Annotated in this window: 22 protein-coding genes; 8 read left to right on the top strand and 14 right to left on the bottom strand. The window is 72.4% G+C overall.

Annotated elements, in window-relative coordinates; all coding sequences use genetic code 11:
* Positions 1 to 22: 22 nt before the first annotated feature.
* Positions 23 to 1,357 carry a benzoate/H(+) symporter BenE family transporter gene (locus tag AC5677_RS12325; protein ID WP_497195080.1) on the top strand — a complete coding sequence of 445 codons (1,335 nt, stop codon included), beginning with the start codon at positions 23 to 25 and terminating at the stop codon, positions 1,355 to 1,357.
* A gap of 34 nt (positions 1,358 to 1,391) precedes the next feature.
* Here the strand turns inward: AC5677_RS12325 and AC5677_RS12320 are convergent, their stop codons facing one another.
* Entirely contained in the window at positions 1,392 to 2,447 is a 1,056-nt protein-coding gene (locus tag AC5677_RS12320) for a helix-turn-helix domain-containing protein (protein ID WP_497196594.1), read from the bottom strand.
* A gap of 159 nt (positions 2,448 to 2,606) precedes the next feature.
* Between AC5677_RS12320 and AC5677_RS12315 the strand changes: the two genes are divergently transcribed.
* The gene (locus tag AC5677_RS12315) at positions 2,607 to 3,488 is read left to right on the top strand and encodes an NAD(P)-dependent oxidoreductase (RefSeq protein WP_497195079.1); all 882 of its coding nucleotides are present in this window, start codon (positions 2,607 to 2,609) and stop codon (positions 3,486 to 3,488) included.
* Here the strand turns inward: AC5677_RS12315 and AC5677_RS12310 are convergent.
* Complete coding sequence (locus AC5677_RS12310) at positions 3,466 to 4,092, bottom strand: TetR/AcrR family transcriptional regulator (RefSeq protein WP_497195078.1); 627 nt, start codon at positions 4,090 to 4,092, stop codon at positions 3,466 to 3,468. The genes AC5677_RS12315 and AC5677_RS12310 overlap by 23 nt on opposite strands.
* A gap of 129 nt (positions 4,093 to 4,221) precedes the next feature.
* Between AC5677_RS12310 and AC5677_RS12305 the strand changes: the two genes are divergently transcribed.
* Positions 4,222 to 6,900, top strand: coding sequence for a beta-glucosidase family protein (locus tag AC5677_RS12305; protein WP_497195077.1), 2,679 nt, complete (start codon positions 4,222 to 4,224; stop codon positions 6,898 to 6,900).
* 47 nt (positions 6,901 to 6,947) lie between these two features.
* On the opposite strand, the gene AC5677_RS12300 is transcribed toward AC5677_RS12305, so the two are convergent.
* Positions 6,948 to 7,697, bottom strand: coding sequence for a DUF4097 family beta strand repeat-containing protein (locus AC5677_RS12300; RefSeq protein WP_497195076.1), 750 nt, complete (start codon positions 7,695 to 7,697; stop codon positions 6,948 to 6,950).
* Positions 7,698 to 7,828: 131 nt separating this feature from the next.
* Positions 7,829 to 8,746, bottom strand: coding sequence for an SGNH/GDSL hydrolase family protein (locus AC5677_RS12295; RefSeq protein WP_497195075.1), 918 nt, complete (start codon positions 8,744 to 8,746; stop codon positions 7,829 to 7,831).
* Between the two features lie 322 nt (positions 8,747 to 9,068).
* On the opposite strand from AC5677_RS12295, the gene AC5677_RS12290 reads away from it, so the two are divergent.
* Both AC5677_RS12290 and AC5677_RS12285 read left to right on the top strand, forming a co-directional pair.
* Positions 9,069 to 9,563: a DUF3145 domain-containing protein gene (locus tag AC5677_RS12290; RefSeq protein ID WP_403511990.1), complete on the top strand. Its 495-nt coding sequence runs from the start codon at positions 9,069 to 9,071 to the stop codon at positions 9,561 to 9,563.
* A 63-nt stretch (positions 9,564 to 9,626) separates the two neighbouring features.
* Complete coding sequence (locus tag AC5677_RS12285) at positions 9,627 to 10,502, top strand: NAD(P)-dependent oxidoreductase (protein WP_497195074.1); 876 nt, start codon at positions 9,627 to 9,629, stop codon at positions 10,500 to 10,502.
* A 168-nt stretch (positions 10,503 to 10,670) separates the two neighbouring features.
* Here AC5677_RS12285 and AC5677_RS12280 read toward each other — a convergent pair whose 3' ends face one another.
* The 5 genes from AC5677_RS12280 to AC5677_RS12260 form a co-directional block, all read right to left on the bottom strand.
* Positions 10,671 to 11,936, bottom strand: a complete 1,266-nt coding sequence (locus AC5677_RS12280) for a beta-ketoacyl-[acyl-carrier-protein] synthase family protein (protein ID WP_497195073.1) — start codon at positions 11,934 to 11,936, stop codon at positions 10,671 to 10,673.
* A 79-nt stretch (positions 11,937 to 12,015) separates the two neighbouring features.
* Positions 12,016 to 12,264: an acyl carrier protein gene (locus tag AC5677_RS12275; protein ID WP_497195072.1), complete on the bottom strand. Its 249-nt coding sequence runs from the start codon at positions 12,262 to 12,264 to the stop codon at positions 12,016 to 12,018.
* A gap of 131 nt (positions 12,265 to 12,395) precedes the next feature.
* The gene (locus tag AC5677_RS12270) at positions 12,396 to 13,442 is read right to left on the bottom strand and encodes a ketoacyl-ACP synthase III (RefSeq protein ID WP_497195071.1); all 1,047 of its coding nucleotides are present in this window, start codon (positions 13,440 to 13,442) and stop codon (positions 12,396 to 12,398) included.
* A gap of 14 nt (positions 13,443 to 13,456) precedes the next feature.
* A complete protein-coding gene (locus AC5677_RS12265; RefSeq protein WP_497195070.1) occupies positions 13,457 to 14,413 on the bottom strand; it encodes an ACP S-malonyltransferase in 957 nt (318 codons plus the stop codon).
* Between the two features lie 89 nt (positions 14,414 to 14,502).
* Complete coding sequence (locus AC5677_RS12260; protein WP_497195069.1) at positions 14,503 to 15,687, bottom strand: PucR family transcriptional regulator; 1,185 nt, start codon at positions 15,685 to 15,687, stop codon at positions 14,503 to 14,505.
* Between the two features lie 58 nt (positions 15,688 to 15,745).
* Between AC5677_RS12260 and AC5677_RS12255 the strand changes: the two genes are divergently transcribed.
* Positions 15,746 to 16,423 (top strand): pirin family protein, encoded by a 678-nt coding sequence (locus AC5677_RS12255; protein WP_497195068.1) that lies wholly within the window; start codon positions 15,746 to 15,748, stop codon positions 16,421 to 16,423.
* 35 nt (positions 16,424 to 16,458) lie between these two features.
* Here the strand turns inward: AC5677_RS12255 and AC5677_RS12250 are convergent, their stop codons facing one another.
* Positions 16,459 to 17,271: a serine hydrolase domain-containing protein gene (locus AC5677_RS12250; RefSeq protein ID WP_497195067.1), complete on the bottom strand. Its 813-nt coding sequence runs from the start codon at positions 17,269 to 17,271 to the stop codon at positions 16,459 to 16,461.
* Positions 17,272 to 17,501: 230 nt separating this feature from the next.
* On the opposite strand from AC5677_RS12250, the gene AC5677_RS12245 reads away from it, so the two are divergent.
* Both AC5677_RS12245 and AC5677_RS12240 read left to right on the top strand, forming a co-directional pair.
* Positions 17,502 to 18,023: a MerR family transcriptional regulator gene (locus AC5677_RS12245; RefSeq protein WP_497195066.1), complete on the top strand. Its 522-nt coding sequence runs from the start codon at positions 17,502 to 17,504 to the stop codon at positions 18,021 to 18,023.
* 6 nt (positions 18,024 to 18,029) lie between these two features.
* The gene (locus tag AC5677_RS12240) at positions 18,030 to 19,061 is read left to right on the top strand and encodes an aldo/keto reductase (protein WP_497195065.1); all 1,032 of its coding nucleotides are present in this window, start codon (positions 18,030 to 18,032) and stop codon (positions 19,059 to 19,061) included.
* Positions 19,062 to 19,151: 90 nt separating this feature from the next.
* On the opposite strand, the gene AC5677_RS12235 is transcribed toward AC5677_RS12240, so the two are convergent.
* From AC5677_RS12235 to AC5677_RS12220, 4 genes are all read right to left on the bottom strand, one after another.
* The gene (locus AC5677_RS12235; protein WP_497195064.1) at positions 19,152 to 20,318 is read right to left on the bottom strand and encodes an alpha/beta hydrolase; all 1,167 of its coding nucleotides are present in this window, start codon (positions 20,316 to 20,318) and stop codon (positions 19,152 to 19,154) included.
* Positions 20,319 to 20,508: 190 nt separating this feature from the next.
* Positions 20,509 to 21,189 (bottom strand): response regulator, encoded by a 681-nt coding sequence (locus tag AC5677_RS12230; protein WP_497195063.1) that lies wholly within the window; start codon positions 21,187 to 21,189, stop codon positions 20,509 to 20,511.
* Positions 21,186 to 22,604, bottom strand: a complete 1,419-nt coding sequence (locus AC5677_RS12225) for a sensor histidine kinase (protein ID WP_497195062.1) — start codon at positions 22,602 to 22,604, stop codon at positions 21,186 to 21,188. The genes AC5677_RS12230 and AC5677_RS12225 overlap by 4 nt, the downstream gene beginning before the upstream one ends.
* Positions 22,605 to 22,791: 187 nt before the next feature.
* Entirely contained in the window at positions 22,792 to 23,670 is an 879-nt protein-coding gene (locus AC5677_RS12220) for a DUF4429 domain-containing protein (protein WP_497195061.1), read from the bottom strand.
* Between the last annotated feature and the right edge of the window lie 91 nt (positions 23,671 to 23,761).

Genomic DNA, 23,761 nt, shown 5'->3' with positions numbered 1-23,761 from the left:
TCACCCGTACGGGGGAATTCCGTTGAGCTCCGACACTGGCTCCGCCACAGGCCCCGGCTCCGATACCGGCACCACCACCGATACCGGCACCACCACCGGTTCCGGCCCCACCACCCGCGCCGACCACCCCATGGGCGCGCAATCGGGGGCCGCCGCCCCCGTCGCTCCCCGCCCCCGCCTCTGGCGTGACCTCTCCCTCTCCGCCGTGCTGGCCGGCTTCGTCGCCGTCGTCGTCTCCTACTCCGGCCCCCTGGTCATCGTGCTCGCCGCCGCGTCGGCCGGGCACCTGGACGCGGCCCGGACCACCTCATGGATCTGGGCGATCTCCCTCGGCAGCGGCCTGACCTGCCTGGTCCTCAGCTGGCGGACCCGGATGCCGGTCATCACCGCCTGGTCGACACCGGGCGCCGCCCTCCTGGTCACCAGCTTGGGGGCCTACTCCTACCCGGAGGCCGTCGGGGCGTTCCTCGTCACCGGCGTGGTGATCACGCTGGTCGGGCTGACCGGCGTCTTCGGACGGCTGATGCGGCAGATACCTCCGGCGGTGGTCTCCGCCATGCTCGCGGGCATCCTGTTCTCCTTCGGTACGGGCGTGTTCACCTCGCTGCGGACCGCGCCGCTGATCGCCGGGGGCGTGCTGCTGGCCTACCTCCTGGGCAAGCGGTGGCTGCCCCGCTACGCCGTGCTCCTGGCCCTGGTCGCGGGCGTGGTCTGCGCCGCCGCCACCGCACGCCTCCATGTCCACCTGGACCACATCGAGCTGGCCCGCCCGCACTTCACCACCCCGGCCTTCTCCGTCGCCTCCCTCATCGGCATCGCGATCCCGCTCACCCTGGCGACCCTCGCCTCCCAGAACGCCCCGGGCATCGCCGTACTCACCGCCTCCGGCTACCGCCCCCACGACCGGCTGCTGATCGGCTCGACGGGCCTGGTCTCCACCGCCCTCGCGCCCTTCGGCTCCCACGCGATCAACCTCGCGGCCATCACCGCCGCCATCTGCACCGGCCCCGAGGCCCACCGCGATCCCGGCCGCCGCTATGTCGCGGGCATCGCCTCCGGAGCGTTCTACCTCCTCATCGGCGCCTTCGGATCGACCCTGGTCGCCCTCTTCGCGGGCCTGCCCAAGGAGTTGGTCGCCGCGCTGGCCGGCGTCGCGCTGTTCGGTGCGCTGGCCGGCGGCCTGACCGGGGCCGTCAAGGAGGAAAAGGACCGCGAGGCCGCCCTGATCACCTTCCTCGCCACCGCCTCCGGGGTCAGCCTCTTCGGCATCGGATCGGCCTTCTGGGGGCTGGTCCTCGGCGTCGCCGCGCATCTCGCCCTGCGGGGCTGGCGCAAGGACGGGGCCGACGGCGCCTGACGCCGGGGCCGCCGGCGGCGCCGGCCCCGTCCGCTCACCCGGCCGCCGGGCCCCGGCCCCGTTCCGCCGTCCCCGGGCTCCCCTCCGCGGCCTCCGTCCCCGTCCCCGCCCCCGTCCGCGGCCCGGGAAACGCCCGCCGGTACGCGGCCGGCGACACCCCGACATGCCGGCGGAAGTGGTGGCGGACATTGTTCGCCGTGCCCAGCCCGCACAGTTCACCGATCCGTTCGAGGGACAGACCGGTGGACTCCAGCAGGGCCTGTGCCCGCCCGATGCGCTGATGGAGCAGCCACTGCACCGGAGTGGTGCCGGTGGCTTCCTGGAGCCGCCGGTAGAAGGTCCGCGGGCTCATTCCCGCCCGCCTGGCCAGCTCCCGGACGGTCAGCGGCCGGTCGAGCCGATCCAGTGCCCAGGCCAGTACGGGGCCCAGACCGACGTCGTCCGAGGCGGGCACCGCGTGGTCGATGAACTGGGCCTGGCCGCCCGGCCGGTGTGCGGGCACCACCATCCGGCGGGCCAGCTGATTGGCGACCTGCGCGCCGAGGTCGCGGCGCACCAGATGCAGACACAGGTCCAGCCCGGCGGTCAGCCCGGCGCTGGTGAGCACATCGCCGTCGTCCACGTACAACACCGAGTCGTCCACCCGCACCTTCGGGTAGCGCGCGGCGAGCTGGGCGGTGTGCAGCCAGTGCGCGGTGGCCCGGCGGCCGTCCAGCACCCCGGCCTCGGCCAGCGCGAACGCGCCCGTGCACAGCGAGACCATCCGGGCACCCGCCTCGTGCGCGCGGCGCAGCGCCTTCGCCAGCTCCGGCGGCACCGGCCGGCCGTCCTCGACGCAGGCGTCCGGGACGGAGGTGACGATGACCGTGTCCGCGTCGGCAAGGTCGTCGAGGCCGTAGCGGGTCCGCACCGCGAGCCCGAAACCGTCCCGCTCCGCGTCCTGTTGGCCGTCCCCCGGCCCGCTCCGGCACAGCCGCAGCTCGTACCAGGGGTCGGCGAGATCCGGCTGCGGTTTGCCGAACACCGTGCACGGGATGCTCAGTTCGTACAGATCCCAGGACGGCACCCCGATGTCCTCGGGCACGACCACGGCGACGGATCCGGCGTTCATGCGCCGAGCGTAGAGCAGGCCCCGTGGCACGAATTTGGCGGCACCCGGCACCGCTGTCACTGTCCCGCCGCGGCGGGCGCTGCGAACGTGGTCCCACGTGATCAACCGCAACTCGGCGGAACGTCGAAGGAGTTACGCATGCATGCCGAACGTGAGGCCGTGACCGTCATCGGACTGGGCTCGATGGGCTCCGCGCTGGCCGCCGCACTGCTGGACCAGGGGCATCCGACGACCGTGTGGAACCGCTCGCCGGAGAAGGCCGCACCGCTCACCGCGCGCGGCGCGCGGCTCGCCGCCACCCCCGCCGAAGCGCTCGCGGCCGGTTCGCTCATCGTCGTCTGCGTCCTGGACCACGACGCCGTGCACACGGTCCTGAACCCGGCGGCCACCGGACTCGCGGGCCGGACACTGGTCAACCTCACCTCCGGTACCCCGGAGCAGGCCCGGCGGACCGCCGAGTGGGCGGCCGCGCAGGGCGCCGGCTATCTGGACGGCGCGATCATGACCACCCCGCCGGGCGTCGGCAGCCCCGAGATGATGTTCCTCTACAGCGGCTCGGCGGACCTCGTCGCCGTCCACCGCCCGGCGCTGGCCGCCCTCGGCGACCCCCTGCACCTGGGGACCGACCCGGGACTGGCCTCCCTGTACGACGCGGGCCTGCTCGGCCTGATGTGGGCCGCGCTGACCGGCTGGCTGCACGGCACCGCGCTGGTGACCGCCGAGGACGCCACCGCCACGGACTTCACCCGGATCGCGGTCCGCTGGCTCACCGCCGTGGCCGGATTCTTCACCACCTACGCACCCCAGGTGGATGCCGGCCGCTATCCGGGCGACGACGCCACGGTCGATGTGCAGATCGCCGCGATCGACCACCTCCGCCACGCCGCCGCGGCCCGCGGCATCGACAACGCCCTGCCGGACCTCCTCAAGTCCCTCATGGAAAGCGCCGCGAAGACGGGCCACGGCCGCGACAGCTATGCGAGCGTGATCGAGGTCCTCAGGAGTCCGCAGGCCCGGTAGGCGGCGCCTGGAGCAGCGCCACGAAATCCCGGAACGCCGCCGGCATGTCCACCTCGTCCGGGTCCAGCAGCCACTGCAGCTGCAGCCCGTCCATCACGGCGACCAGCAGCGGCGCCGCCCGCTCCGGCGTCAGCCCGCCGGGCAGCGTCTCCCCGAACTCGGCGCGCAGCGCGGCCGCCATCGACTCCCGTACGGCACGGAACCGGGACTCGAAGAAGGCGCGCGCCGGGTGCTCCTCGGTGACGCTGTCGGCGGACAGGACCGTGTAGGTCTGGACGATGCCGGGGCGGGTGGCGTTGTAGTCGACGAGCTGGGCGAGGGCGCCCGTGCGCCAGTTGCCGGCGGCCGCCGCGGCGGAGGAGGCCAGGTCCCAGCGGTCGCGCGCCTCCAGGACGGCCACCAGCAGGAGTTCCTTGGTCGGGAAGTGGTGCAGCAGCCCCTGCTGGGTGAGCCCGGCGCGTTCGGCCACGGCCGCGAGCGAGGTGCGGCGGTAGCCGCGCTCGGCGATGAGCTCCATGGCCGCCTCCAGGATCGCCTCGCGCCGCTCCGCACGCTGCGCCTGCCGCCCGCCGCTCCGCCGCGCGCCCTGATCTCGTGCAGTCACCGGCAGAGGGTATCCCCCTGGGACCACCCTCACCGGATAGGTAACGGAACAGTGACGTCACCTACCGTTCGCACGGTGAAGAGGGAAGGATTCGGCCAAGGGTCCTCACGTCCACCCAGGGAGCGCCGCATGACCGACCCGTACGACCACACCGCGGCAGTCGAGGAGGCGCTGGCCGCGCTCGACCTCGACACCAAGGCCCGGCTGCTGTCCGGCCAGGACATGTGGACGCTGCCCGCCGTGCCGGAGATCGGCCTGAAGTCGCTGGTGATGTCGGACGGGCCGATCGGCGTACGGGGCCGCCACTGGAGCGCCGAGGACCCCTCCGTCGCCCTGCCCAGCCCCACCGCGCTGGCCGCCACCTGGGACCCCCGGCTGGCCCGCCGGGCCGGCCGGCTCCTCGCCCAGGAGGCCCGCCGCAAGGGCGTCCATGTCCTCCTCGCGCCGACCGTCAATCTGCACCGCTCGCCCCTGGGGGGCCGCCACTTCGAGTGCTACTCGGAAGACCCGCTGCTCACCGGCGCGATCGGCGCCGGATATGTACGTGGCGTCCAGGAGGGTGGCGTCGGCACGACCGTCAAGCACTTCGTCGGCAACGACGCCGAGACCGCGCGCTTCACGGTCGACAACCGCATCGCCGCCCGCCCGCTGCGCGAGCTCTACCTCGCGCCCTTCGAGCACATCGTCGAAAACGCCCGCCCCTGGGGCATCATGACGGCCTACAACCAGGTCAACGGCACGACCATGACCGAACACCGCGCGCTCGTACGGGACGTCCTGCGCGGCGAATGGGGCTTCGACGGCATCAACGTCTCCGACTGGACCGCGGCCCGCCACACGGCGCGCGCCCTGCGCGGCGGCCTGGACGTGGCGATGCCGGGGCCCCGTACCGTCTACGGCGCGCCCCTCGCCGACGCCGTCCGCGCGGGCGAGGTGGCCGAGGCCGAGGTGGACGACGCCGTACGCCGGGTGCTGCGGCTGGCCGCCCGTACCGGCTGCCTGGAGGGAGTACCGGCCGCCGTCGCCCCGGAACGGCTCCCGGAGGACATCGACGGCCGGGAGCTGGCCCGCGAGATCGCCCGCCGCGCCTTCGTGCTGCTGCGCAACGAGCCGGTGGCCGGGACCGCGGACGGACCGCACCCGGACGGGCCGCATTCGGACGGGTCGCACCCGGACGGGCCGCATTCGGACGGGTCGGCCGCCGGGGTGCGGCCCGCGCTGCCTCTCGATGCCGCCGCGGTCCGTACGGTCGCCGTCATCGGGGCCGCCGCCCGCGACGCCCGCGTCCTCGGCGGCGGCTCCGCCACCGTCTTCCCCGAGGAGATCGTCTCCCCGCTGGCGGGCCTGCGCGCCGCCCTGCCCGACGACGTCGAGGTCACCTTCACCCTCGGCGCCGAGCCCCACACCCGGATCCCATGGGCCCGCGAGGGCTTCACGCTGCATGCCCGCTATCTCGCCGCGGACGGCCAACTGCTCGCCGAAACACCGCAGTTCGACGGCAAGGTGCAGGCGGTCGGCAGCTTCCCCGACGGCGTCACCCCGCACCGCCTGCACGCCGTCGAACTGGCCGGCAGCTTCACCCCGCAGACGACCGGCAGCCACACCTTCGCCGTCTCCGGCAGCGGCGACCTGCGCCTGACGGTCGACGGCGCGGTCGTCTTCGACGAGTACTGCGCGCCCGCCGGCGGCGACCCCTTCGAGGCCTTCCTGAACCCGCAGGAGCGGCGGATCGCCGTACCGCTGACGGCGGGCGACCCGGTCGCGGTGACCCTGCGGTACGTCCCGCACGGCACCGGCCTCGGCGAGAACATGGCCGCCGCCCTGAACTTCACGCTCGGGCACCGCGCACCACAGCCCGACCCGGACGCCGGGCTGGAGGAGGCGGTCCGCGCGGCGGCCGCCGCCGATGTCGCCGTCGTGGTCGTCGCGACGACGGACGAGGTCGAATCCGAGGGCTTCGACCGTACGGACCTCAAGCTCCCCGGCCGCCAGGACGAACTCGTCACCCGGGTCGCCGCCGCCAACCCGCACACCGTCGTGGTCGTCAACTCCGGCTCCCCGGTGGAACTCCCCTGGCGCGAGCAGGTCCCGGCCGTACTCCTGACCTGGTTCCCCGGCCAGGAAGCCGGCGCCGCACTCGCCGATGTCCTCCTCGGCACCCACGAACCCGGCGGCCGCCTCCCCACCACCTGGCCGGCCCGCCTCGAGGACGCACCGGTCACCGGCGTCACCCCGGACGACGGCCGGCTCTCCTACGCCGAGGGCGTGTTCATCGGCTACCGGGCCTGGCAGCGGCGCCCCGCCCCTTCCCCCGCCTACGCCTTCGGCCACGGCCTCGGCTACACCGACTGGGAGTACGAGTCGCTGGACACCACCCCGGACTCGGTACGCGTCCGGCTCCGCAACACGGGGCAACGCACCGGCCGCGAGGTCGTCCAGATCTACCTGGCCCCCAAGAACACCACCGACCACCCGGCCGCCGAGGCCGATTCCGCCCCCGACACCGGTTCCTCTGCCGCCTCCGACTCCCCCTCCCTTTCCGACGCCGTCGAGCGTCCGGCCCGCTGGCTCGCCGGATTCGCCACCGTCGAGGCGGGCCCCGGCGAAACCGCGGAGGTCGAGATTCCGCTGCCGGACCGCGCGTTCGCGATCTGGCGCTCCGCTTCCGAGGGCCCGGCAGCGAGTGCAGGCGGAGCGCAGCGCAGCGAGCAGACCGGAGCCTGGCACCGCGTCCACGGCGATTACGTCGTCGAGGCCGCGCACAGCCTGACCGACCGCCGGCTGACCGCAGAGGTCACCGCCTTCTGACACGCAACCCACCGCCGCCGGGCGGCGCGCCCCGGAAGGGCGACGCCTCAGGACGACGCGGGCTCCACCGTCACATCCCCGCCGCTCGTCCTCGCCGATATCTTGTGCGCGGAGCCGCCGTCCGTCGGGACCGAGACCGTGCGTGTACCGCCGCTGGTCGAGGCGTCCACCGCGTACGAACCCTTCGGCACGCGGATGGTGACGTCCCCGCCGCTGGTCTGCCCGGACACCTCGTCGGGCACGGCGGCCAGGGTGGCTTCCACATTCCCGCCGCTGGTCTTCAGGGTGGCCTTGCGTGCCGTGGAGTCCGTGATGGTGATGTCGCCGCCGCTGGTCTGCGCGGAGATGGTGCCGGAGGTGCCGCGCACCGTGACGTCCCCACCGCTGGTGTGCAGATCGACGGAGGCGTTACGCGGCAGGAGCACCCGGTAGTTCACCACGCACTGCCGCCCGGAGCCCGTGCACTCCTCGGCCTTCAGCGTGAGCCGGCCGTCCTCGACCGTATGCGCGGGGCTCGGCTTCTCCTCGTTGTACTCGTACTTCTCGGTCACCTTGACCTTGCCGCCGGCCGCTATCGGCACGATCTCGATGTCCCCGCCGTGTGTGGTCGCCGACATCGCCGTGATCTTGCCGTCCACCGAGTACGTACGCTGCGCGGTCTTTGTGGGGCCGAAGGCCAGCGAGCAGCCGGTGAGCGACCCGCCCACGACCAGCGCGGCACCGATCAGAACCGGACGAAACGAGCGGAGCTGGACCATGGCGAGATTTCCCCCGGAGCAGTCGATGGAACCTTTCACGACTCATGCTCCCGCCCCGCCCGCCCGCGTACGTCACCATCCGGGATGAATCAGCATCGCCGTTCCCCTAGGGGATTTCCGTACCTGCTCAGGGGTGAACCCTTGGCGGGCCCGGACCCCTCAGGTGTCCCTCACGTACGGGACTTCTCCCGGGTGATGGTCCGGTACGCCAGTTCCGCCAGCTCCCGCTGCCCCCGCACGCCCGGGTGGAACCAGTCCCAGGTGCTCAGCTGACGGTCCGTGAAGCGGTAGTCGAAGACCGACTCGTCGAACCGGCACAGCGCGTCCTTGCGGCACACCTGCGCCAGCGCGCGGTTGTACGCCATCACGCGGTGCCGCACCTTCTGCCGCCGCCGCTCCGCCGACCGGGTCAGATCGTCCGGATCGCGCAGCATCGACCCGCAGATCCCCAGCTTCCACACCTGCTTGCCGAGCGGGTTCTTGCGCCCCTCCGACCACAGCCGCAGCAGATCCGGCACCGCGGCGACATACAGCTGGGTGCGCGGCAGGGTGCGCCGCAGCGTCTTCATCGACCGCTCGAATCCGGCGCGGAACTCCTTGGCCGGGGTCATCGCCCGTACGTCGCTGCGGCATGCGTCGTTGGCGCCGATCAGGACCGTGACCAGCTCGGGTCTGTGGACGGCGGCCGCGGTGATCTGCTCGGGCAGCTCGCTCATCAGGGCGCCGGTCCTGGCGTAGTTCCAGCTGTGCGTGGCGGGACGTTTCACCAGCCGCCGGGCGAGGCTGTCGACCTTGGGGTTGGTGCCGGTGGCCCAGGAGACCTCGGGGCAGTCGGAGAGGACCGTGCAGGCGTCGAAGCCGACGGTGATGGAGTCGCCGAGTGCCGCGATGGAGCCGGGGGCGGTGCGCCAGACGGGTCCCGCCTTCGCGGCCGGGCGCTTGGTACCGGGGCCGGGATGCGGTGTGCCGGAGCCCTCGCCGCATCCGGCGAGCCCGATCACCAGGGCGGACGCAACGGCCGCGGCGCGGGAAGCGGGGCCCGGGGGGCGGTGACGCCGCAAGCGAACGGGCCGATCGATCCGCGTCATCCCCTGTCCCCTCCGGCGTGCGAGTGATATCTCTTCGGGTACCGACGGTACGTCACTCCTCGACCGGCACCGCGCGATAGCTTTGCCCCGTGCCTGCCGGGCGGTGACGCAAAGTGGCATGTGCAGTCGGCACAGATAAATTACATCACGTCATTTCCTGTCCCATTTGCGGCAAATTACGGCTAATGGTGTTTACTGTAGGTCACCTCGCATGCTGGTGCCGAAGTGATCACTGGGGCAGAATGTCAGCTGTCCCGGCCGCAACCGGAACGGGCACGAGGCCGCTGGGGAAGGCGAACCTCGAACCGCACTGGAGGTCCCGGTGACGACACGTGGAGTTCTGTACGTCCACTCCGCTCCGCGCGCGCTGTGCCCGCACGTCGAATGGGCCGTGGCGGGCGTCCTCGGCGTGCGCGTCAATCTCGACTGGATCCGTCAGCCGGCGTCCCCGGGCACGTGGAGAGCCGAGTTCTCCTGGCAGGGCGAAGTCGGCACGGCCTCCAAGCTGGCCTCCGCGCTGCGCGGCTGGCATCTGCTGCGCTTCGAGGTGACCGCCGAGCCCTGCGCCACCGCCGAGGGCGAGCGCTACAGCTCCACCCCCGACCTGGGCATCTTCCATGCCGTCACGGGAATGCACGGCGACATCCTCATCCCCGAGGACCGGCTGCGGGCCGCGGTCGCCCGCTCCGCGCGCGGCGAGACCGAACTCGCCGCCGAGGTCTCCAAGCTGCTCGGCAAGCCCTGGGACGACGAACTGGAGCCGTTCCGGTACGCGGGCGAGGGCGCCCCGGTGCGCTGGCTGCACCAGGTCGTCTGACGCGCGCGCCGCGCCGCCGCCGGGCTTGCTCTGGAGCGCACTCCAGGCCGTAGCGTTCCCGGCATGCCTGACAAGACCTCAGTAGCGGTGCTCGGCACCGGAATCATGGGCGCCGCGATGGCCCGCAACCTCGCCCGCGCCGGGCTGGACGTCCGCGCCTGGAACCGCACCCGCGCCAGGGCCGAGCCGCTGGCCGCCGACGGCGTCCGCGTCACCGACACCCCGGCGCAGGCCGTCGACGGTGCCGATGTGGTCCTCACGATGCTCCTCGACGGCCCCGCCGTCCTCGACGCGCTGCGCCCGGCCGCACCGAAGCTGACGGCCGGGACCCTCTGGCTCCAGATGGGCACCGTGGGCACCGAAGCGTTCGCGCCGCTGGTGGACTTCGCCCGAGAACACCGTCTGCTCCTGGTGGACGCCCCCGTCCTGGGCACCAAAGCGCCCGCCGAGAAGGGCGAGTTGACGATCCTGGCGGCCGGTCCGCACGATGTACGGGAGCGGGCCGGAGAGATCTTCGGCATCGTCGGGCGCGGCACCCAGTGGGTCGCCGACGACGCCACCGGCGGCGCCGCCAGCCGCCTCAAGATCGTGGTCAACAGCTGGGTGCTGACCCTGATCAGCGGCGCGGGCGAGGCGCTCGCGCTCGCCAAGGGCCTCGAGGTGGACCCGCGCGACTTCCTGGCCGCGGTCGCCGGCGGGCCGCTGGATGTGCCGTATCTGCGGATGAAGGCGGAACTGATCCTGGCCGACGACTACCCGGCGAGCTTCACGGTCTCCGCGGCGCGCAAGGACGCCCGGCTGATCGCGGAGGCGGCCGAGCAGGCGGGCGTACGGATGGACGGGGCCGCGGCGGTCGCCGAGCGCCTGCGCAGGGCGCAGGAGCAGGGCCACGGCGAAAAGGACGGCGCGGCCGCGTACTTCGCGAGCTTCGGCGACTGAGCCGAGCGGCGGCACCCGAAGGCGGCACACGAGGCCGCCGCACGAAACCGGAACCAGAAGCCGGAACCCGGAGCCGGAACCCGAAGCCGGCATACGAAAAGGGCCCGCCCGGTACGTGAACCGGGCGGGCCCTCGGCGCGTGCCGCGAACCGTACGGAAGAGGGTGCCTCAGACCGTGCGGAAGGCGAGCACCACGTTGTGGCCGCCGAAGCCGAACGAGTCGTTCAGCGCGGCGATGCGGCCCTCGGCGGGCAGCTTGCGGGCCTCGTTCTGGACGATGTCGCCGTCCGCGTCCGGGTCGAGGTTCTCGACGTTGATCGTCGGCGGTGCCACCCGGTGGTACAGCGCCAGGATCGAGGCCACCGTCTCGACACCGCCCGCGCCGCCCAGGAGGTGACCGGTCATCGACTTCGTGGCGGAGATCGCCATGTGGTCGAAGTCGTCGCCGAAGACCTTGCGCAGCGCCTTCAGCTCGGCCAGGTCGCCCTGCGGGGTCGAGGTGGCGTGCGCGTTGATGTGCACGATCTCGGCCGGGTCGAGGTCATTGGAGTCGAGGAGGTTCTGCAGCGCGTGCGCGATGCCGTTGCCGGATGGCTCGGGCTGCACGATGTCGTGGCTGTCGGCGGAGATGCCCTGGCCGACGGCCTCGGCGTAGACCTTGGCGCCGCGCTTGGCGGCGTGCTCGGCCGACTCCAGGACGATCACGCCGGCACCCTCACCCATGACGAAGCCGTTGCGCTCGGCGTCATAGGGGCGGGAGGCGCCCTGCGGGTCGTCGTTGGACTTCGACATCGCCATCATGTTGCCGAACGCGACGATCGGCAGCGGGTGGATGGCCGCTTCCGTACCACCGGCGACGACGATGTCGGCACGGCCGGTACGGATCATCTCGATGGCGTAGCCGATCGCCTCGGAACCGGACGCACAGGCGCTGACCGGGGTGTGCACACCCGCGCGGGCGTTCACGTCCAGGCCGACGTTGGCGGACGGGCTGTTGGGCATCAGCATCGGCACGGTGTGCGGGGAGACGCGGCGGACGCCCTTCTCCTTGAGCACGTCGTACTGGCCGAGCAGGGTCGTCACACCGCCGATACCGGAGGCGATGACGGTGCCGAGCCGGTCGGGGTCGACCGAGGTGTCCTCGCCGGCCCGCGCGGTGAAACCGGCGTCCGCCCAGGCCTCCCGGGCCGCGATCAGCGCGAACTGCGCCGAGCGGTCCAGCTTGCGGGCCTGCGCCCGGGGGATGACCTCGCCCGGGTCGACGGCGGCCGACGCGGCGATACGGACCGGCAGTTCGGCGGCCCAGTCCTGGTCGAGGACGCGCACACCGGAGCGGCCGGCGAGCATGGCCTCCCAGGTCGAAGCGCTGTCGCCACCCAGCGGTGTGGTTGCGCCGATGCCGGTGACGACCACGGTGCGATTGGTCGCGTTCACGGGAATTCTTACTCCACGGGTAGGGGGGTCTGAATCAACGGCGCCACCGCCAGGTGGCGACATGCGCGAGAGAGCTGGATCAGCCCTGGTGCTTGAGGATGTAGTCGGTCGCGTCGCCGACGGTCTTGAGGTTCTTGACGTCGTCGTCCGGGATCTTCACGTCGAAGCGCTCTTCGGCGGCGACAACAACCTCGACCATGGACAGCGAGTCAACGTCCAGGTCGTCGGTGAAGGACTTGTCCACCTTGACGTCCTCGACGGGGATCCCGGCGATCTCGTTCACGATCTCGGCGAGACCCTTGACGATCTCTTCCTGAGTGGCGGCCATGATGGCGCTCCTTCGGTCATAGGGGAATGTGCGGTTTTACTGCGGTATTTACGGTGAAGCGGTGAAGCTCTGCGCAACGCCCCGTACGCGACCGATACCGACGGACTCGTGGGGTGCTGCGCAGATCTTGCCTAGGGGAGAGTAACGACCGTCGCGGCGTAGACGAGACCCGCCCCGAAGCCGATGACCAGCGCGGTGTCGCCGCTCTTGGCCTGACCGGTCGCCAGCAGCCGCTCCATGGCGAGCGGAATCGAGGCGGCCGAGGTGTTGCCGGTGGTCTCCACATCGCGGGCGACCGTCACGCTCTCCGGCAGCTTCAGAGTCTTCACCATCGAGTCGATGATCCGCATATTGGCCTGGTGCGGAATGAAGACGTCCAGGTCGTCCGGGCTGACACCGGCCGCGTCCAGCGCCTGCTGGGCGACCTTCGCCATCTCGAACACCGCCCACCGGAAGACCGCTTGGCCCTCCTGCGTGATGGCGGGGTACCGGATTGCCTCGGGAGCGGTGCGCTCCTCGGGCCCGTCGCCGCCCGGCACCGGAGTGGTCCGGTACACGTCCCAGGCGAGGGTCTGCTTGATCGTCTCGGACTTGTCGCCCTCCGAGCCCCACACGGTCGGGCCGATCGCGGGCTCCTTGGCGGGGCCGACGATGACCGCGCCCGCGCCGTCACCGAAGAGGAAGGCCGTCGCGCGGTCCTCCAGATCGGTCAGGTCCGAGAGCCGCTCGACGCCGATGACCAGGACGTACTCCGCGGAGCCGTCGGTCACCATGCCCTTGGCCAGGGTCAGTCCGTAGCCGAAGCCCGCGCAGCCCGCCGAGATGTCGAAGGCGGCCGGCTTGCCCGCGCCGATGCGGTGCGCGATCTCCGTCGCGATCGCCGGCGTCTGCTTGAAGTGCGAGACGGTCGAGACGACCACGGCACCGATCTGCTCCGGGGTCAGACCCGCGTCGGCGATCGCCTTGCCGGCGGCCTCCACCGACATCATCGCGACGGTCTCCTCCGGGGCCGCCCAGTGGCGGGTGGCGATGCCCGAGCGCGAACGGATCCACTCGTCCGACGAGTCGATGTGCTTGAGGATCTCCTCGTTCGGCACGACACGGGTCGGGCGGTAGCCGCCGACACCCATGATCCGCGCGTACGGGGCGCCCTTGGCGGGCTTGATCTTCGAGGTCATGCTCTTCGGGCTCCTTATTCGGCCGAGGCGTCGGCTGCGGGAGAAGCGTGCTCGGCGATCAGCGTGCGGGCCGCGTCGAGGTCCTCCGGGGTCTTGAGCGCGAGGGTCGCCACACCGGGCAGCGCGCGCTTGGCCAGCCCGACCAGGGTGCCGCCCGGGGCCGCCTCGATGATCGCGGTCACCCCCAGCTCCTTGAAGGTGTCCATGCACAGGTCCCAGCGCACCGGGTTGGCCACCTGGCCCACCAGGCGCTGCACCAGCTCCTGGCCGGAAGTGACCGTCTTCCCGTCCTTGTTGGAGACGTAGACGGTGTGCGGATCGGCGACCGACAGCTCGGTGACCGCGGCCTCCAGGGCCGACACGGCGGGCGACATGTGGTGAGTATGGAACGCACCGGCCACCTTCAGCGGCACGACCCGGCGGGTGCCCTCCGGCTTGTTCTCGACCAGCGCGGCGATCTGCTCGGCGGTGCCCGCGGCGACGATCTGTCCGGCGCCGTTCACATTGGCCGCCGTCAGCCCCAGCGCCTCCAGATGCGGCAGGACCACGGCCTCCTCGCCGCCCAGCAGCGCGGCCATGCCGGTCTCGGTGACCGCCGCGGCCTCGGCCATCGCCAGCCCGCGCCTGCGCACCAGCGACATGGCTTCGGCTTCGGAGAGGGCACCGGTCAGCGCGGCGGCGGCCAGCTCACCGACGCTGTGCCCGGCGGCGGCGCCGACCTGGCGGGAGACGTCCTCGCCGGTCGCGAACAGCTGCCGGGCGGAGACCAGAGCGGAGGCCACCAGCAGCGGCTGTGCCACCGCGGTGTCGCGGATCTCGTCCGCGTCTGCCTTTGTGCCGTAGTGGACCAGGTCCAGATCGATGGCGGCCGACCACTCACGAAGCCGGTCTTCGACACCGGGGAGGTCGAGCCAGGGGGTCAGGAAGCCGGGCGTCTGAGCGCCTTGGCCGGGAGCGACGAGTACGAGCACCCTCACACTCTCTCTTGTGGGAGGTCCCGCCCGCCCGTGGGGACAGGGACGAAGAACCATCGGGGGAATTGTTGGTGTCGGACAAAAGTCTAGAGCTGCGCCTCACCGTCAGCCAGGCGCCCCAGAATCAGTGCGATACGCAGGGTGAACGCCGAGCGCACATCGGACGGCGACCATCCGGTGACGTCCGTCACACGTCGCAGCCGATAGCGCACGGTGTTGGGGTGTACGAACAACATGCGTGCCGCACCCTCCAGGCTGCTGGCCTGCTCCAGATAGACGCTCAGCGTCTCCAGGAGAGCCGACCCGGCTTCCTCCAGCGGTCTGTAGATCTCCTCCACCAGCTGCTCCCGCGCGACCGGGTCGGAGGCCATCGCGCGCTCCGGCAGCAGATCGTCCGCGAGCACCGGCCGCGGCGCGTCCGGCCACGCCGCGCACGCCCGTAGCCCGGCGGCCGCGGCCTGCGCGGAACGCGTCGCCGCCAGCAGATCGGAGACCACCGGACCGGCCACCACGGGACCCGCCGCATACGGCCCGATCAGCGCCTTCGCCGCCTTGAGCGGATTGTCCGAACCGCCGGCGATCACCACCAGACGCGTCCCCAGCACCCCGGTCAGCACCTGCAGCTTGGCGTGCCGCGCGGCCCGCCGGATCGCCTCGACGGTCAGTTCGCTGTCCCCGTCGGGCGCCGTACCGAGCACCACACACACATGCTCGGGCGAATTCCAGCCAAGGGCCGCGGCCCGCGAGACGGCCCCCTCGTCCGCCTCCCCGGACAGCACCGCGTTCACGACCAGCGACTCCAGCCGGGCATCCCATGCGCCCCGCGCCTCGGCGGCCTGCGCGTAGACCTGCGCGGTGGCGAAGGCGATCTCCCGCGCGTAGACGAGCAGCGCCTCCCGCAGCACGGACTCGTCGCCCGGGGCCGCGACCTCGTCGATCGCCGCCTCCATGACCTCGATCGTCGTGCGGACCATCTCCACGGTCTGCCGCAGCGTGATCGCCCGGGTCAGCTCGCGCGGCGCCGTCCCGAAGACATCGGTGCTGATCGCCTGAGGGGTTTCCGGGTGCCGGAACCACTCCGTGAACGCGGCGATACCGGCCTGTGCCACCAGGCCGATCCAGGAGCGGTTCTCCGGTGGCATCGCGCGGTACCACGGCAGCGTGGCATCCATCCTGGCGATGGCCGCCGCCGCCAGTTTGCCGGACGACTTCTCCAGGCGGCGGAGGGTCGCGGAGTGCGGGTGCGCGTCGCGCGATGCGGGTTCAGACACGGGGACAAGCCTGCCCTATCGGGATGAGGAGCCGACGCGGCGGGGCTACGGTGGCGCCATGATTGAGGTGTGTACAGGCGGTGAACGCTATCGGGGCGGCGACCCCGATGCCGGTATCGAGACGTTCCACGCGTTCTCCTTCGGGCCGCATTTCGACCCGGACAACCTCCGCTTCGGCGGGCTGATCGCCTGCAACGAGGAGCGCCTGGCGCCCGGCGCCGGCTTCGACGAGCATCCGCACCGCGACACGGAGATCGTGACCTGGGTCGTCGAGGGTGAGCTGACCCACCGCGACTCGGCCGGCCACGAGACCACCGTACGGCCCGGCGACCTCCAGCGGCTCAGCTCCGCGAGCGGGGTCCGGCACATCGAGCGCAACGACGGCACGGCCCCGCTGCGCTTCGTCCAGATGTGGCTGGCGCCCCTGTCCTTCGGCGGCGACGTCGCGTACGAGGTGGTGCGCGGCATCGCCGACGGCACCCCGTACGCCCTTCCGCGGGCCGGCGCCGTGCTGCATCTGCGCCGCCTCGCCGACGGCGAACGCGCCGCCGTCCCGGATGCCGCGCGGGTGTACGTCCATGTCGTACGGGGCCGCGTCCAGCTCGCCGACGACCGGCTGGAGGCCGGGGACGCGGCGCGGATCACCGACGGGGCGGGGCTGGAGCTGCGGTGCCTGGCGGCCGCCGAGTGCCTGATCTGGGAGATGCGGCCGGAGCCGGCGCCGGCGTACGGGTAGGGCCTGTCCGAGGCGCCGGAGCGGCCCGGCCCGGTTCAGCGGAGTTCGGCCAGCACCGCATCGGTCAGCTGCGGCCAGGCCTCGACGGCCCACGGTCCGAAGGCCCGGTCGCTCAGCGCGATGCAGGCGGCGCCCGCGTCCGGATCCACCCACAGAAACGTCCCGGACTGTCCGAAGTGCCCGAAAGTGCGGGGCGAGGACGAAGCGCCGGTCCAGTGCGGAGACTTTCCGTCCCGGATCTCGAACCCGAGACCCCAGTCGTTGGGCTTCTGGTGCCCGTAGCCCGGCAGCACACCGCTCAGACCCGGGAAGACCACCGACGTCGCCTCGGCGAGGGTCTGCGGCGCCAGCAGCCGCGGCCGCTGCAGCTCGGCCGCGAAACGGATCAGATCCCCGACCGTCGAGATGCCGTCCTTGGCGGGCGATCCGGCCAGCTCGGACGCGCTCATGCCGAGCGGTTCGAGCACCGCCTCGCGGACGTACTCGGCGAAGGGAATGTCGGTCGCCTTGGCGATGTGATCGCCCAGCACCTCGAACCCGGTGTTGGAGTACAGCCGACGGGTCCCCGGCTCGGCCATCGTCCGCTGCTCGTCGAAGGCCAGACCCGAGGTGTGGGCCAGCAGATGACGCACCGTCGAGCCCGCAGGACCGGCCGGTTCGTCCAGCTCGACGGCGCCCTCCTCGATGGCCAGCAGCGCGGCGTACGCGGCGATCGGCTTGGTGACCGACGCCAGCGGGAAGCGGTGCTCCAGCGGCCCGTAGGAGCCGGCCACCGTGCCGTCGGCTCGCACGACGGCGGCCGCAGCGGTGGGCACCGGCCAGTTCTCTGTCATCCGCAGGCTCTGCATGCCCCGAGCCTACGGTGTGCCCCCGCGACCCCAAATCCCGGTCAAGTCTGATCGCGATCGGCGCTTGCCTGGAGTGCACTCAAGGTCTCTAGCGTTGGGAACGGTGAAGGACGCGGGCGGTGACCGGGGCGCGGGAGTTGCGTCACCGGCGGACCGCCCGGCGACAGCGGCGTCCGGCGCAACGCCGGTGCGGCCACCACGCAGGACCGGGGAAAAGGGGATACGGGGCAATGACGGTCACGCAGAGCGAACCGATGACGGACGACACGGCCACCACCGAGCTGTGGGACCGGGCGGTGGCCGGCCACCAGGGCGTCCGGCCGGCCACGCCCAACGGCTGCGGGACGGCGCTCACCCACCCGCGGCCGGCCGGCCGCGACCAGTACACGATCAGCGAGGTGGCCGAGCACACCGGCCTCAGCGCCCACACGCTGCGCTGGTACGAGCGGATAGGCCTGATGCCGCACGTCGACCGCACCCACACCGGGCAGCGCCGCTTCACCAACCGCGACCTGGACTGGCTGAACCTGGTGACCAAGCTGCGGCTGACCGGCATGCCGGTCGCCGACATGGTCCGTTACGCCGAGCTGGTACGGGAAGGCGACGGCACCTTCGCCGAGCGGGAAGAGCTGCTGACCGCACACCGCGAGGACGTCCGCCGGCGGATCACCGAGCTCCAGAGCACGCTGGACGTTCTCGACTACAAGATCGACATCTATGCCGACGCCCGGCGGGCGTCCGAAAGGTTCTGAGGTTTCATGACTGGGGATTCCACGACCGGCAAGAAGATCGAAACGGTCGAGCTGGGCACCGGCGGCCCGGAGGTCGGCGTCCAGGGCCTGGGCTGCATGGGCATGAGCTTCGCCTACGGCCCGACCGACGCCGACGAGGCACGCGCCACCCTGGACCGCGCCCTCGCACTGGGCGTCACGCTCTACGACACCGCCGATATGTACGGCATGGGGGAGAACGAGAAGTTCCTCGCGCCCTTCATCCAGGCGCACCGCGACGAGATCGTCCTGGCCACCAAGTTCGCCATCTCGCTCGACCCGGCCGACCCCGCCAAGCGCACCATCCGCAACGACCGGCCGTACATCCGCCAGTCCGTGGAGGGCAGCCTGCGCCGCCTCGGTGTCGACGAGATCGACCTCTACTACATGCACCGCCGCGATGTGAACGTCCCCATCGAGGAGACGGTCGGCGCGATGGCCGAGCTGGTGGCCGAGGGCAAGGTCAAGCACCTGGGCCTGAGCGAGGTGACCGCCTCCGAACTGCGCGCCGCCCAGGCCGTCCACCCGATCGCCGCCGTCCAGTCCGAGTGGTCGCTCTTCAGCCGCGACATCGAGGAGGGCGTCGTGCCGGCCGCGGCCGAACTCGGCGTCGGCCTCGTCCCGTACTCGCCGCTCGGCCGCGGCTTCCTGACCGGCGCCTTCGTCGACGCCGAGAAGGAGCTGACCTCCGACGACTTCCGCCGCGGGCAGCCCCGCTTCACCGGCGACAACGCGGCCGCCAACGCCGCCCTGCTGGAGCCGGTCCGCACGATAGCCGCGGCCCACGGTGCCACCCTCGGCCAGATAGCCCTGGCCTGGCTCCAGCAGCAGGCCGCGGTGCGCGGCCTGGCCGTCGTGCCGATCCCCGGCACCCGCAAGCGCACCCGGGTCGAGGAGAACGCCGGCGCGACCCGGATCCGGCTCACCGACGAGGACCTCGCCCTGCTGGAGACGATCGCGGGGCGGGTGGCGGGTGCGCGCTATGCGGACATGTCGTTCACCTCGGCCGGGAGGGAATAGGGGAGTAAGGGAGTAGGGGGAACGCCGGAGGCCGTCGCCCGGCCGGTGCCGGTGCCCGGCAGGCGGGGGACAGGCCGGTGCCCGCCGGCCTCAGTGCACCGCGTCGTAGCGGCGCAGCGCGATGGCGGCGAAGTTGCGGAGGGAGCCGGTACCGGGAGCGAGGTAGCCGGTGTGGCCCTCGGCCCGTCCGGTGGGGACCCGGCGGGCGCCGAAGTCCGGGTCGGTGGGGTCCTCGCCGTGCCCCAGGCCCAGGAACTCGACGTTCGGGACGTCGCCGATCCAGTCGGAGGCGTCCCGGGCGGCCCACACCCGGGCCGACGTGCCGAGCTCCGCCACGTCGTCCCGGCGCATCCCGGGCGACGCGAAGACGATCAGGTCCGCGATCTCGCCGCGGCCCACCTGCGGTGCGGCCAGGCCGCAGACCACCGAGCCATAGCTGTGGCACAGCACGGCGGGGGCCGGTACCCCGGTGGTGGCGAGTCCGGTCAGGAAACGGGCCAGCCGCGGCGCCCCCGCCTCGGCCAGCCGTCCGGTGGCGGCGTCCGGACCGAGCCCGACCGGGGTGGTGTACCCGGCCCAGGCGATGACGGCGGTACCGGTGCCGGGCGCCTCGGCGGCCATCTGCCGGCGCAGCGATATCGCCATGCCGGTCGGGGTGCCGTACGGGTCCCGCGCACGGTCGAAGGTGCCCAGGTCGATGTCGGAGCCGGGCACGACGACGGCGACGCGCTCGGCGGTGGTCAGTTCCCCGTGCACCTCGGCCACTTGGCCCCGGCCGCGGGGGTCGAAGGCGAGGATATGGCGGCCGGGCGCGAGCAGTTCGGCGCACCGGTCGGCCGCCTTTCTGGCCTGCTGGTGGTCCTGGAGGGTGCCGGCCGGATCGGTGGCCCGGGTCAGCTGCCGGGCCCGTTCCGCCTTCAGGGCAAGGGAGTTGGCCTCGTAGCGCAGGGGGACGGGCGCGCCGTCGAGGTTGCCGACGGTGAGCGGATGACGGGCCGCGAGGGCATGCCGCTGGGGGCCGGTCAGCGAGGCGAAGAAGCGGGCGACGGAGGCGGGGGACGCGGTTGCCGGGTCCGGCAGCGGCCGGCCCAGGGAGTGGTCCGCGCGCCAGGCGGCGGCGCCCGGCGCCGGACCGGTCACGGCGGTCTGTGCGGAACCGGCCGCCCAGCCGCCCGTTCCGGCGGCGATGGCCACCGCGAGCCCGGCGGCGATGAGCGTGCGCTTGCTGCGGAGCGCGGCGGTTCGCAGCACGGACATGGTGGGGTCTCCCTCGTGCGGTGGTGTGGCAGAGGGAAATCTAGGAAGGGGGTGGCTGACGCGACGTCACCCTCCGGAGCCAACTGCCGGGTGATACCGGGGTAGGGGGTGGTGGCCCCCTCAGGGGCGCGGCGCACCACGCGGACCAGGGCGGACCCGCCGCCCGGACCGGGGCGGACCCGCCGCGCCGTCACCGTTCCCCGGGCGTCACCAGCCCCGACTCATAGGCGAAGATCACGGCCTGTGCACGGTCCCGCAGCTCCATCTTGGCCAGGACCCGGCCGATGTGGGTCTTGACGGTCTGCTCGGCGAGAACGAGAGCATCGGCGATCTCCTGGTTGGACAGGCCGCGGGCGATCAGCTCCAGGACCTCCGTCTCGCGCGGGGTCAGGCCGTTCAGCCGCAGCGACGCACGGTCCTTGTGCGGTGCCGGCCGCCGGCGCGCGAAGTCGGCTATCAGCCGACGGGTCACCGACGGCGCGAGCAGCGCCTCACCCGCCGCCACCACATGCACCGCGGAGATCAGATCGGCCGGCGGCGCATCCTTGAGCAGGAACCCGGACGCACCCGCGCGCAGCGCCTCGTAGACGTAGTCGTCGACATCGAAGGTGGTCAGCATCAGCACCTTGGGCCGGTGGGTGACACCGACCGGGGGATCGAGCAGCCGACGCGCCGCCTCCAGACCGTCCATCTCCGGCATCCGCACATCCATCAGCACCACATCGGGATGCACCCGGCGGCTCAGCTCCACCCCCTGCGCGCCGTCCGGCGCATCGCCGACCACATCGATATCGCTCTGCGCCGCGAGCAGGGCGGCGAAGCCCGCCCGCACCATGGCCTGGTCATCGACGATGATCACCCGAGTGGTCATGCGGAGTGGGAGTCCTTCGTGGAAAGAGGAGGGGCGGGGACAGGGGAGGCGGCGGGGGCGGGCGGCGGTGCGGCCACCGCCAGCGGAAGCTGGGCAGCGACCCGGAACCCGCCGTCGGGCAGCGGTCCGGTGTCCAGTGAGCCGTCCACCAGCCGTATGCGCTCCCGCATACCGATCAGACCATGCCCGGTGTCATGGGATTCCAGGGGCGCGGAGGGCGCCGGCGGCGCGGAGTTGACGACCAGTACGGTCAGCCGTGAGCCGTCCGCCGTGGCCGTCACCGACACCCGGGTCCGCGCACCCGGGGCATGCCGCACCACATTGGCCAGCGCCTCCTGCACAATGCGATACGCCGAAAGGTCCACCGCCGGCTCCGGCGCCACCGGCTCCTCGGGCAGCACCAGCTCGACCGGCACGCCGGCCCGTACGGTCGCCTCGACCAGCTTCGGCAGCTGGCCGATGCCCGGCTGCGGGGCCTTCTCGGGGCCGCCGTGGCGCTCGGTCTCCTCGCTGCGCAGCACGCCCAGCAGCCGGCGCATCTCCGCCAGCGACTCCCGCGCGGTCGCGGCGATCGTCCCGAACTCCTCCTGGGCCTCGGGGGGTATCCCGCTGATGCGGTAGGGGGCGCTGTCGGCCTGGACCGTGATCACGGACATGTGGTGGGCGACGACGTCATGCAGCTCGCGGGCGATACGGGTGCGCTCCTCCAGCAGCGTGCGGCGGGCGCGCTCGGCCTCGCTGATGGTCTCCTGTTCCAGCAACTTCCGCTGGGCGTCGCCCCGTTCCCGCAGGGCGGCGCCGATCAGGAGGATCACGCCGGAGAGCACGAAGAGCAGCACCCAGGTGTCGACGCGGTGCTGCGGGGTGATCAGCTCGAGGAGGATCCCGGCCGCTCCGGTCGTCAGCCATACGGCGATGAGGGTGCGCCGCCCCTCCCGCAGCGACAGGGCGAGCATCAGCACGAGATAGCCGACGATCGCCGTGGGCGGCCAGGGCCAGGCGCGGTCCGCGATGTGGTCGGCGCCGATGAGGGTCAGGGCGCCGATGACGTCCGCCGCAAAGATCACCCACCACGCCTGGAGCGGTCGCGTCACCGCGAGCAGCAGCGGCACGGCCTGCGCGGTGGCCAGCCCGCCCGCCAGCCCGCCGCTGAGGCCGTAGTCGTGGCCGAGGACGTTGATGCCCGACATCAGCAGGGCGAAGGCGAAGCCGGAGGCGATGACGTACGGAACGCGGCGCAGCCAGGGGCGGTGGACCGAGCCGAACAACGGGGTGCCGGGATCGGTCGGGGTGCCGAGCGCGGCGGCGAGCACCTGCAGCGCCTGCCGCACGGCGCGCAGCGCCCGGCCGTGGGGCGGCTCGTGCCGCGCGCCGGGGGCCGGTTCGCGTGCGGGGAGGGGAGATCGCTTGAACATCGCACCGTCAATGTAAGGGGACGGCTTCGGCCGGGTCGTCATACCACGGTCCACGGTTCGGGCTCATGAGCCGTACCACGGTATGACGCGCAACCCTGAGACCCGGCCGGTCGGCAACGCGGTCCGGGGCCCCGGCCGTTCCCGGGCAGTCGTCGGGCCGTCGAGCCGTCGGGCCGTCTCCGGGTCGCTACAGCTCCGCCAGCAGCTCGGCCTTCTTCGCGCTGAACTCGTCGTCGGTCAGCAGCCCCGAGTCGTGCAGCGCGCCCAGATGCCGTATCCGCTCCGCGATATCGGCCGGGTCGCGGCGGGCGTCCCCGGCCCGGCGCACCGGCTCGCGCTCCCGTCCGTCCGGCGCCGGGTCCGCGGCGCGCACCGCCTGGAGCACCGCGGCCGCGAACGGCAGCGACTCATGGACCAGCCCGTAGCCCAGCCCGAAGACGACCGCCGCCGGATCCTGGTCGGCGGCGCCGGCCCCCTCCTCGCGCGCCCCGCGCTCCAGCAGCCGCAGATGGCCGTTGAAGATCTCCGGCGAACGCCACTCGACCCCGGCCAGTTCGCCGACCGTGAAGCTCTGGTCGCCGCGCTTCCACTTGGCCGACGACGCACCCGTCCAGAACCAGCGGAAGGCGACCGCGCTGCCGTCGAAGGACGCCTTGCCGTCATAGGCCTTGAAGTGCAGCGGAGGCTCCGGCGCGGCCACGAGATGGCGATCGACGGGCTCCTTGGAGTCCGGCCGCAGCGCGGCCCGCAGCTCATCGGCGTAGTACTCGGCGAGCGTCTGGCGCTCGGCCGGCAGCACCAGCCGGTACGGGTCGGCGTCCTCCTTGAGCTGCCCGTCCGCCGCCTCCATCAGGGGGTCGGCGCCGTGCCGGGGCACGGCATGCAGCACCACCGTGCCACGTCTGCCCTCGGTCAGCTCGACGGACCTCAACGCCTCGTACGGAATGCGTCGCTCGCCGAGCACCTGGAACAGCTTCGGCCTGCGGATCCCCCGTTCGAAGCGGATGAGTACGGAGTCCGTGTCGAACTCCCAGACGGCGTGAAAACCGGCCAGCACATCACCCATGCGGCTCATCGTATGCGGGCGGTTGCCCGCTCGTCCCCCTTCCGGACACCTTGCGCTACGCGCGTCAAGACCTCCCGGCGACCGGAACCGC

The sequence above is a fragment of the Streptomyces sp. JLSY215 genome (genome assembly GCF_059682825.1).
The sequence above is the reverse complement of the archived record's forward strand: the minus strand, read 5'-3'. Positions and strand labels throughout refer to the sequence as shown.

What these genes read in the sequence shown, in the direction of transcription:
- AC5677_RS12315 (WP_497195079.1), top strand. Translation starts at nt 2,607, where the DNA reads ATGCATGCCGAACGTGAGGCCGTGACCGTCATCGGACTGGGCTCGATG.
- AC5677_RS12305 (WP_497195077.1), top strand. Translation starts at nt 4,222, where the DNA reads ATGACCGACCCGTACGACCACACCGCGGCAGTCGAGGAGGCGCTGGCC.
- AC5677_RS12295 (WP_497195075.1), bottom strand. Translation starts at nt 8,746, where the DNA reads ATGACGCGGATCGATCGGCCCGTTCGCTTGCGGCGTCACCGCCCCCCG.
- AC5677_RS12285 (WP_497195074.1), top strand. Translation starts at nt 9,627, where the DNA reads ATGCCTGACAAGACCTCAGTAGCGGTGCTCGGCACCGGAATCATGGGC.
- AC5677_RS12275 (WP_497195072.1), bottom strand. Translation starts at nt 12,264, where the DNA reads ATGGCCGCCACTCAGGAAGAGATCGTCAAGGGTCTCGCCGAGATCGTG.
- AC5677_RS12270 (WP_497195071.1), bottom strand. Translation starts at nt 13,442, where the DNA reads ATGACCTCGAAGATCAAGCCCGCCAAGGGCGCCCCGTACGCGCGGATC.
- AC5677_RS12255 (WP_497195068.1), top strand. Translation starts at nt 15,746, where the DNA reads ATGATTGAGGTGTGTACAGGCGGTGAACGCTATCGGGGCGGCGACCCC.
- AC5677_RS12250 (WP_497195067.1), bottom strand. Translation starts at nt 17,271, where the DNA reads ATGCAGAGCCTGCGGATGACAGAGAACTGGCCGGTGCCCACCGCTGCG.
- AC5677_RS12245 (WP_497195066.1), top strand. Translation starts at nt 17,502, where the DNA reads ATGACGGTCACGCAGAGCGAACCGATGACGGACGACACGGCCACCACC.
- AC5677_RS12240 (WP_497195065.1), top strand. Translation starts at nt 18,030, where the DNA reads ATGACTGGGGATTCCACGACCGGCAAGAAGATCGAAACGGTCGAGCTG.
- AC5677_RS12235 (WP_497195064.1), bottom strand. Translation starts at nt 20,318, where the DNA reads ATGTCCGTGCTGCGAACCGCCGCGCTCCGCAGCAAGCGCACGCTCATC.
- AC5677_RS12230 (WP_497195063.1), bottom strand. Translation starts at nt 21,189, where the DNA reads ATGACCACTCGGGTGATCATCGTCGATGACCAGGCCATGGTGCGGGCG.
- AC5677_RS12225 (WP_497195062.1), bottom strand. Translation starts at nt 22,604, where the DNA reads ATGTTCAAGCGATCTCCCCTCCCCGCACGCGAACCGGCCCCCGGCGCG.
- AC5677_RS12220 (WP_497195061.1), bottom strand. Translation starts at nt 23,670, where the DNA reads ATGGGTGATGTGCTGGCCGGTTTTCACGCCGTCTGGGAGTTCGACACG.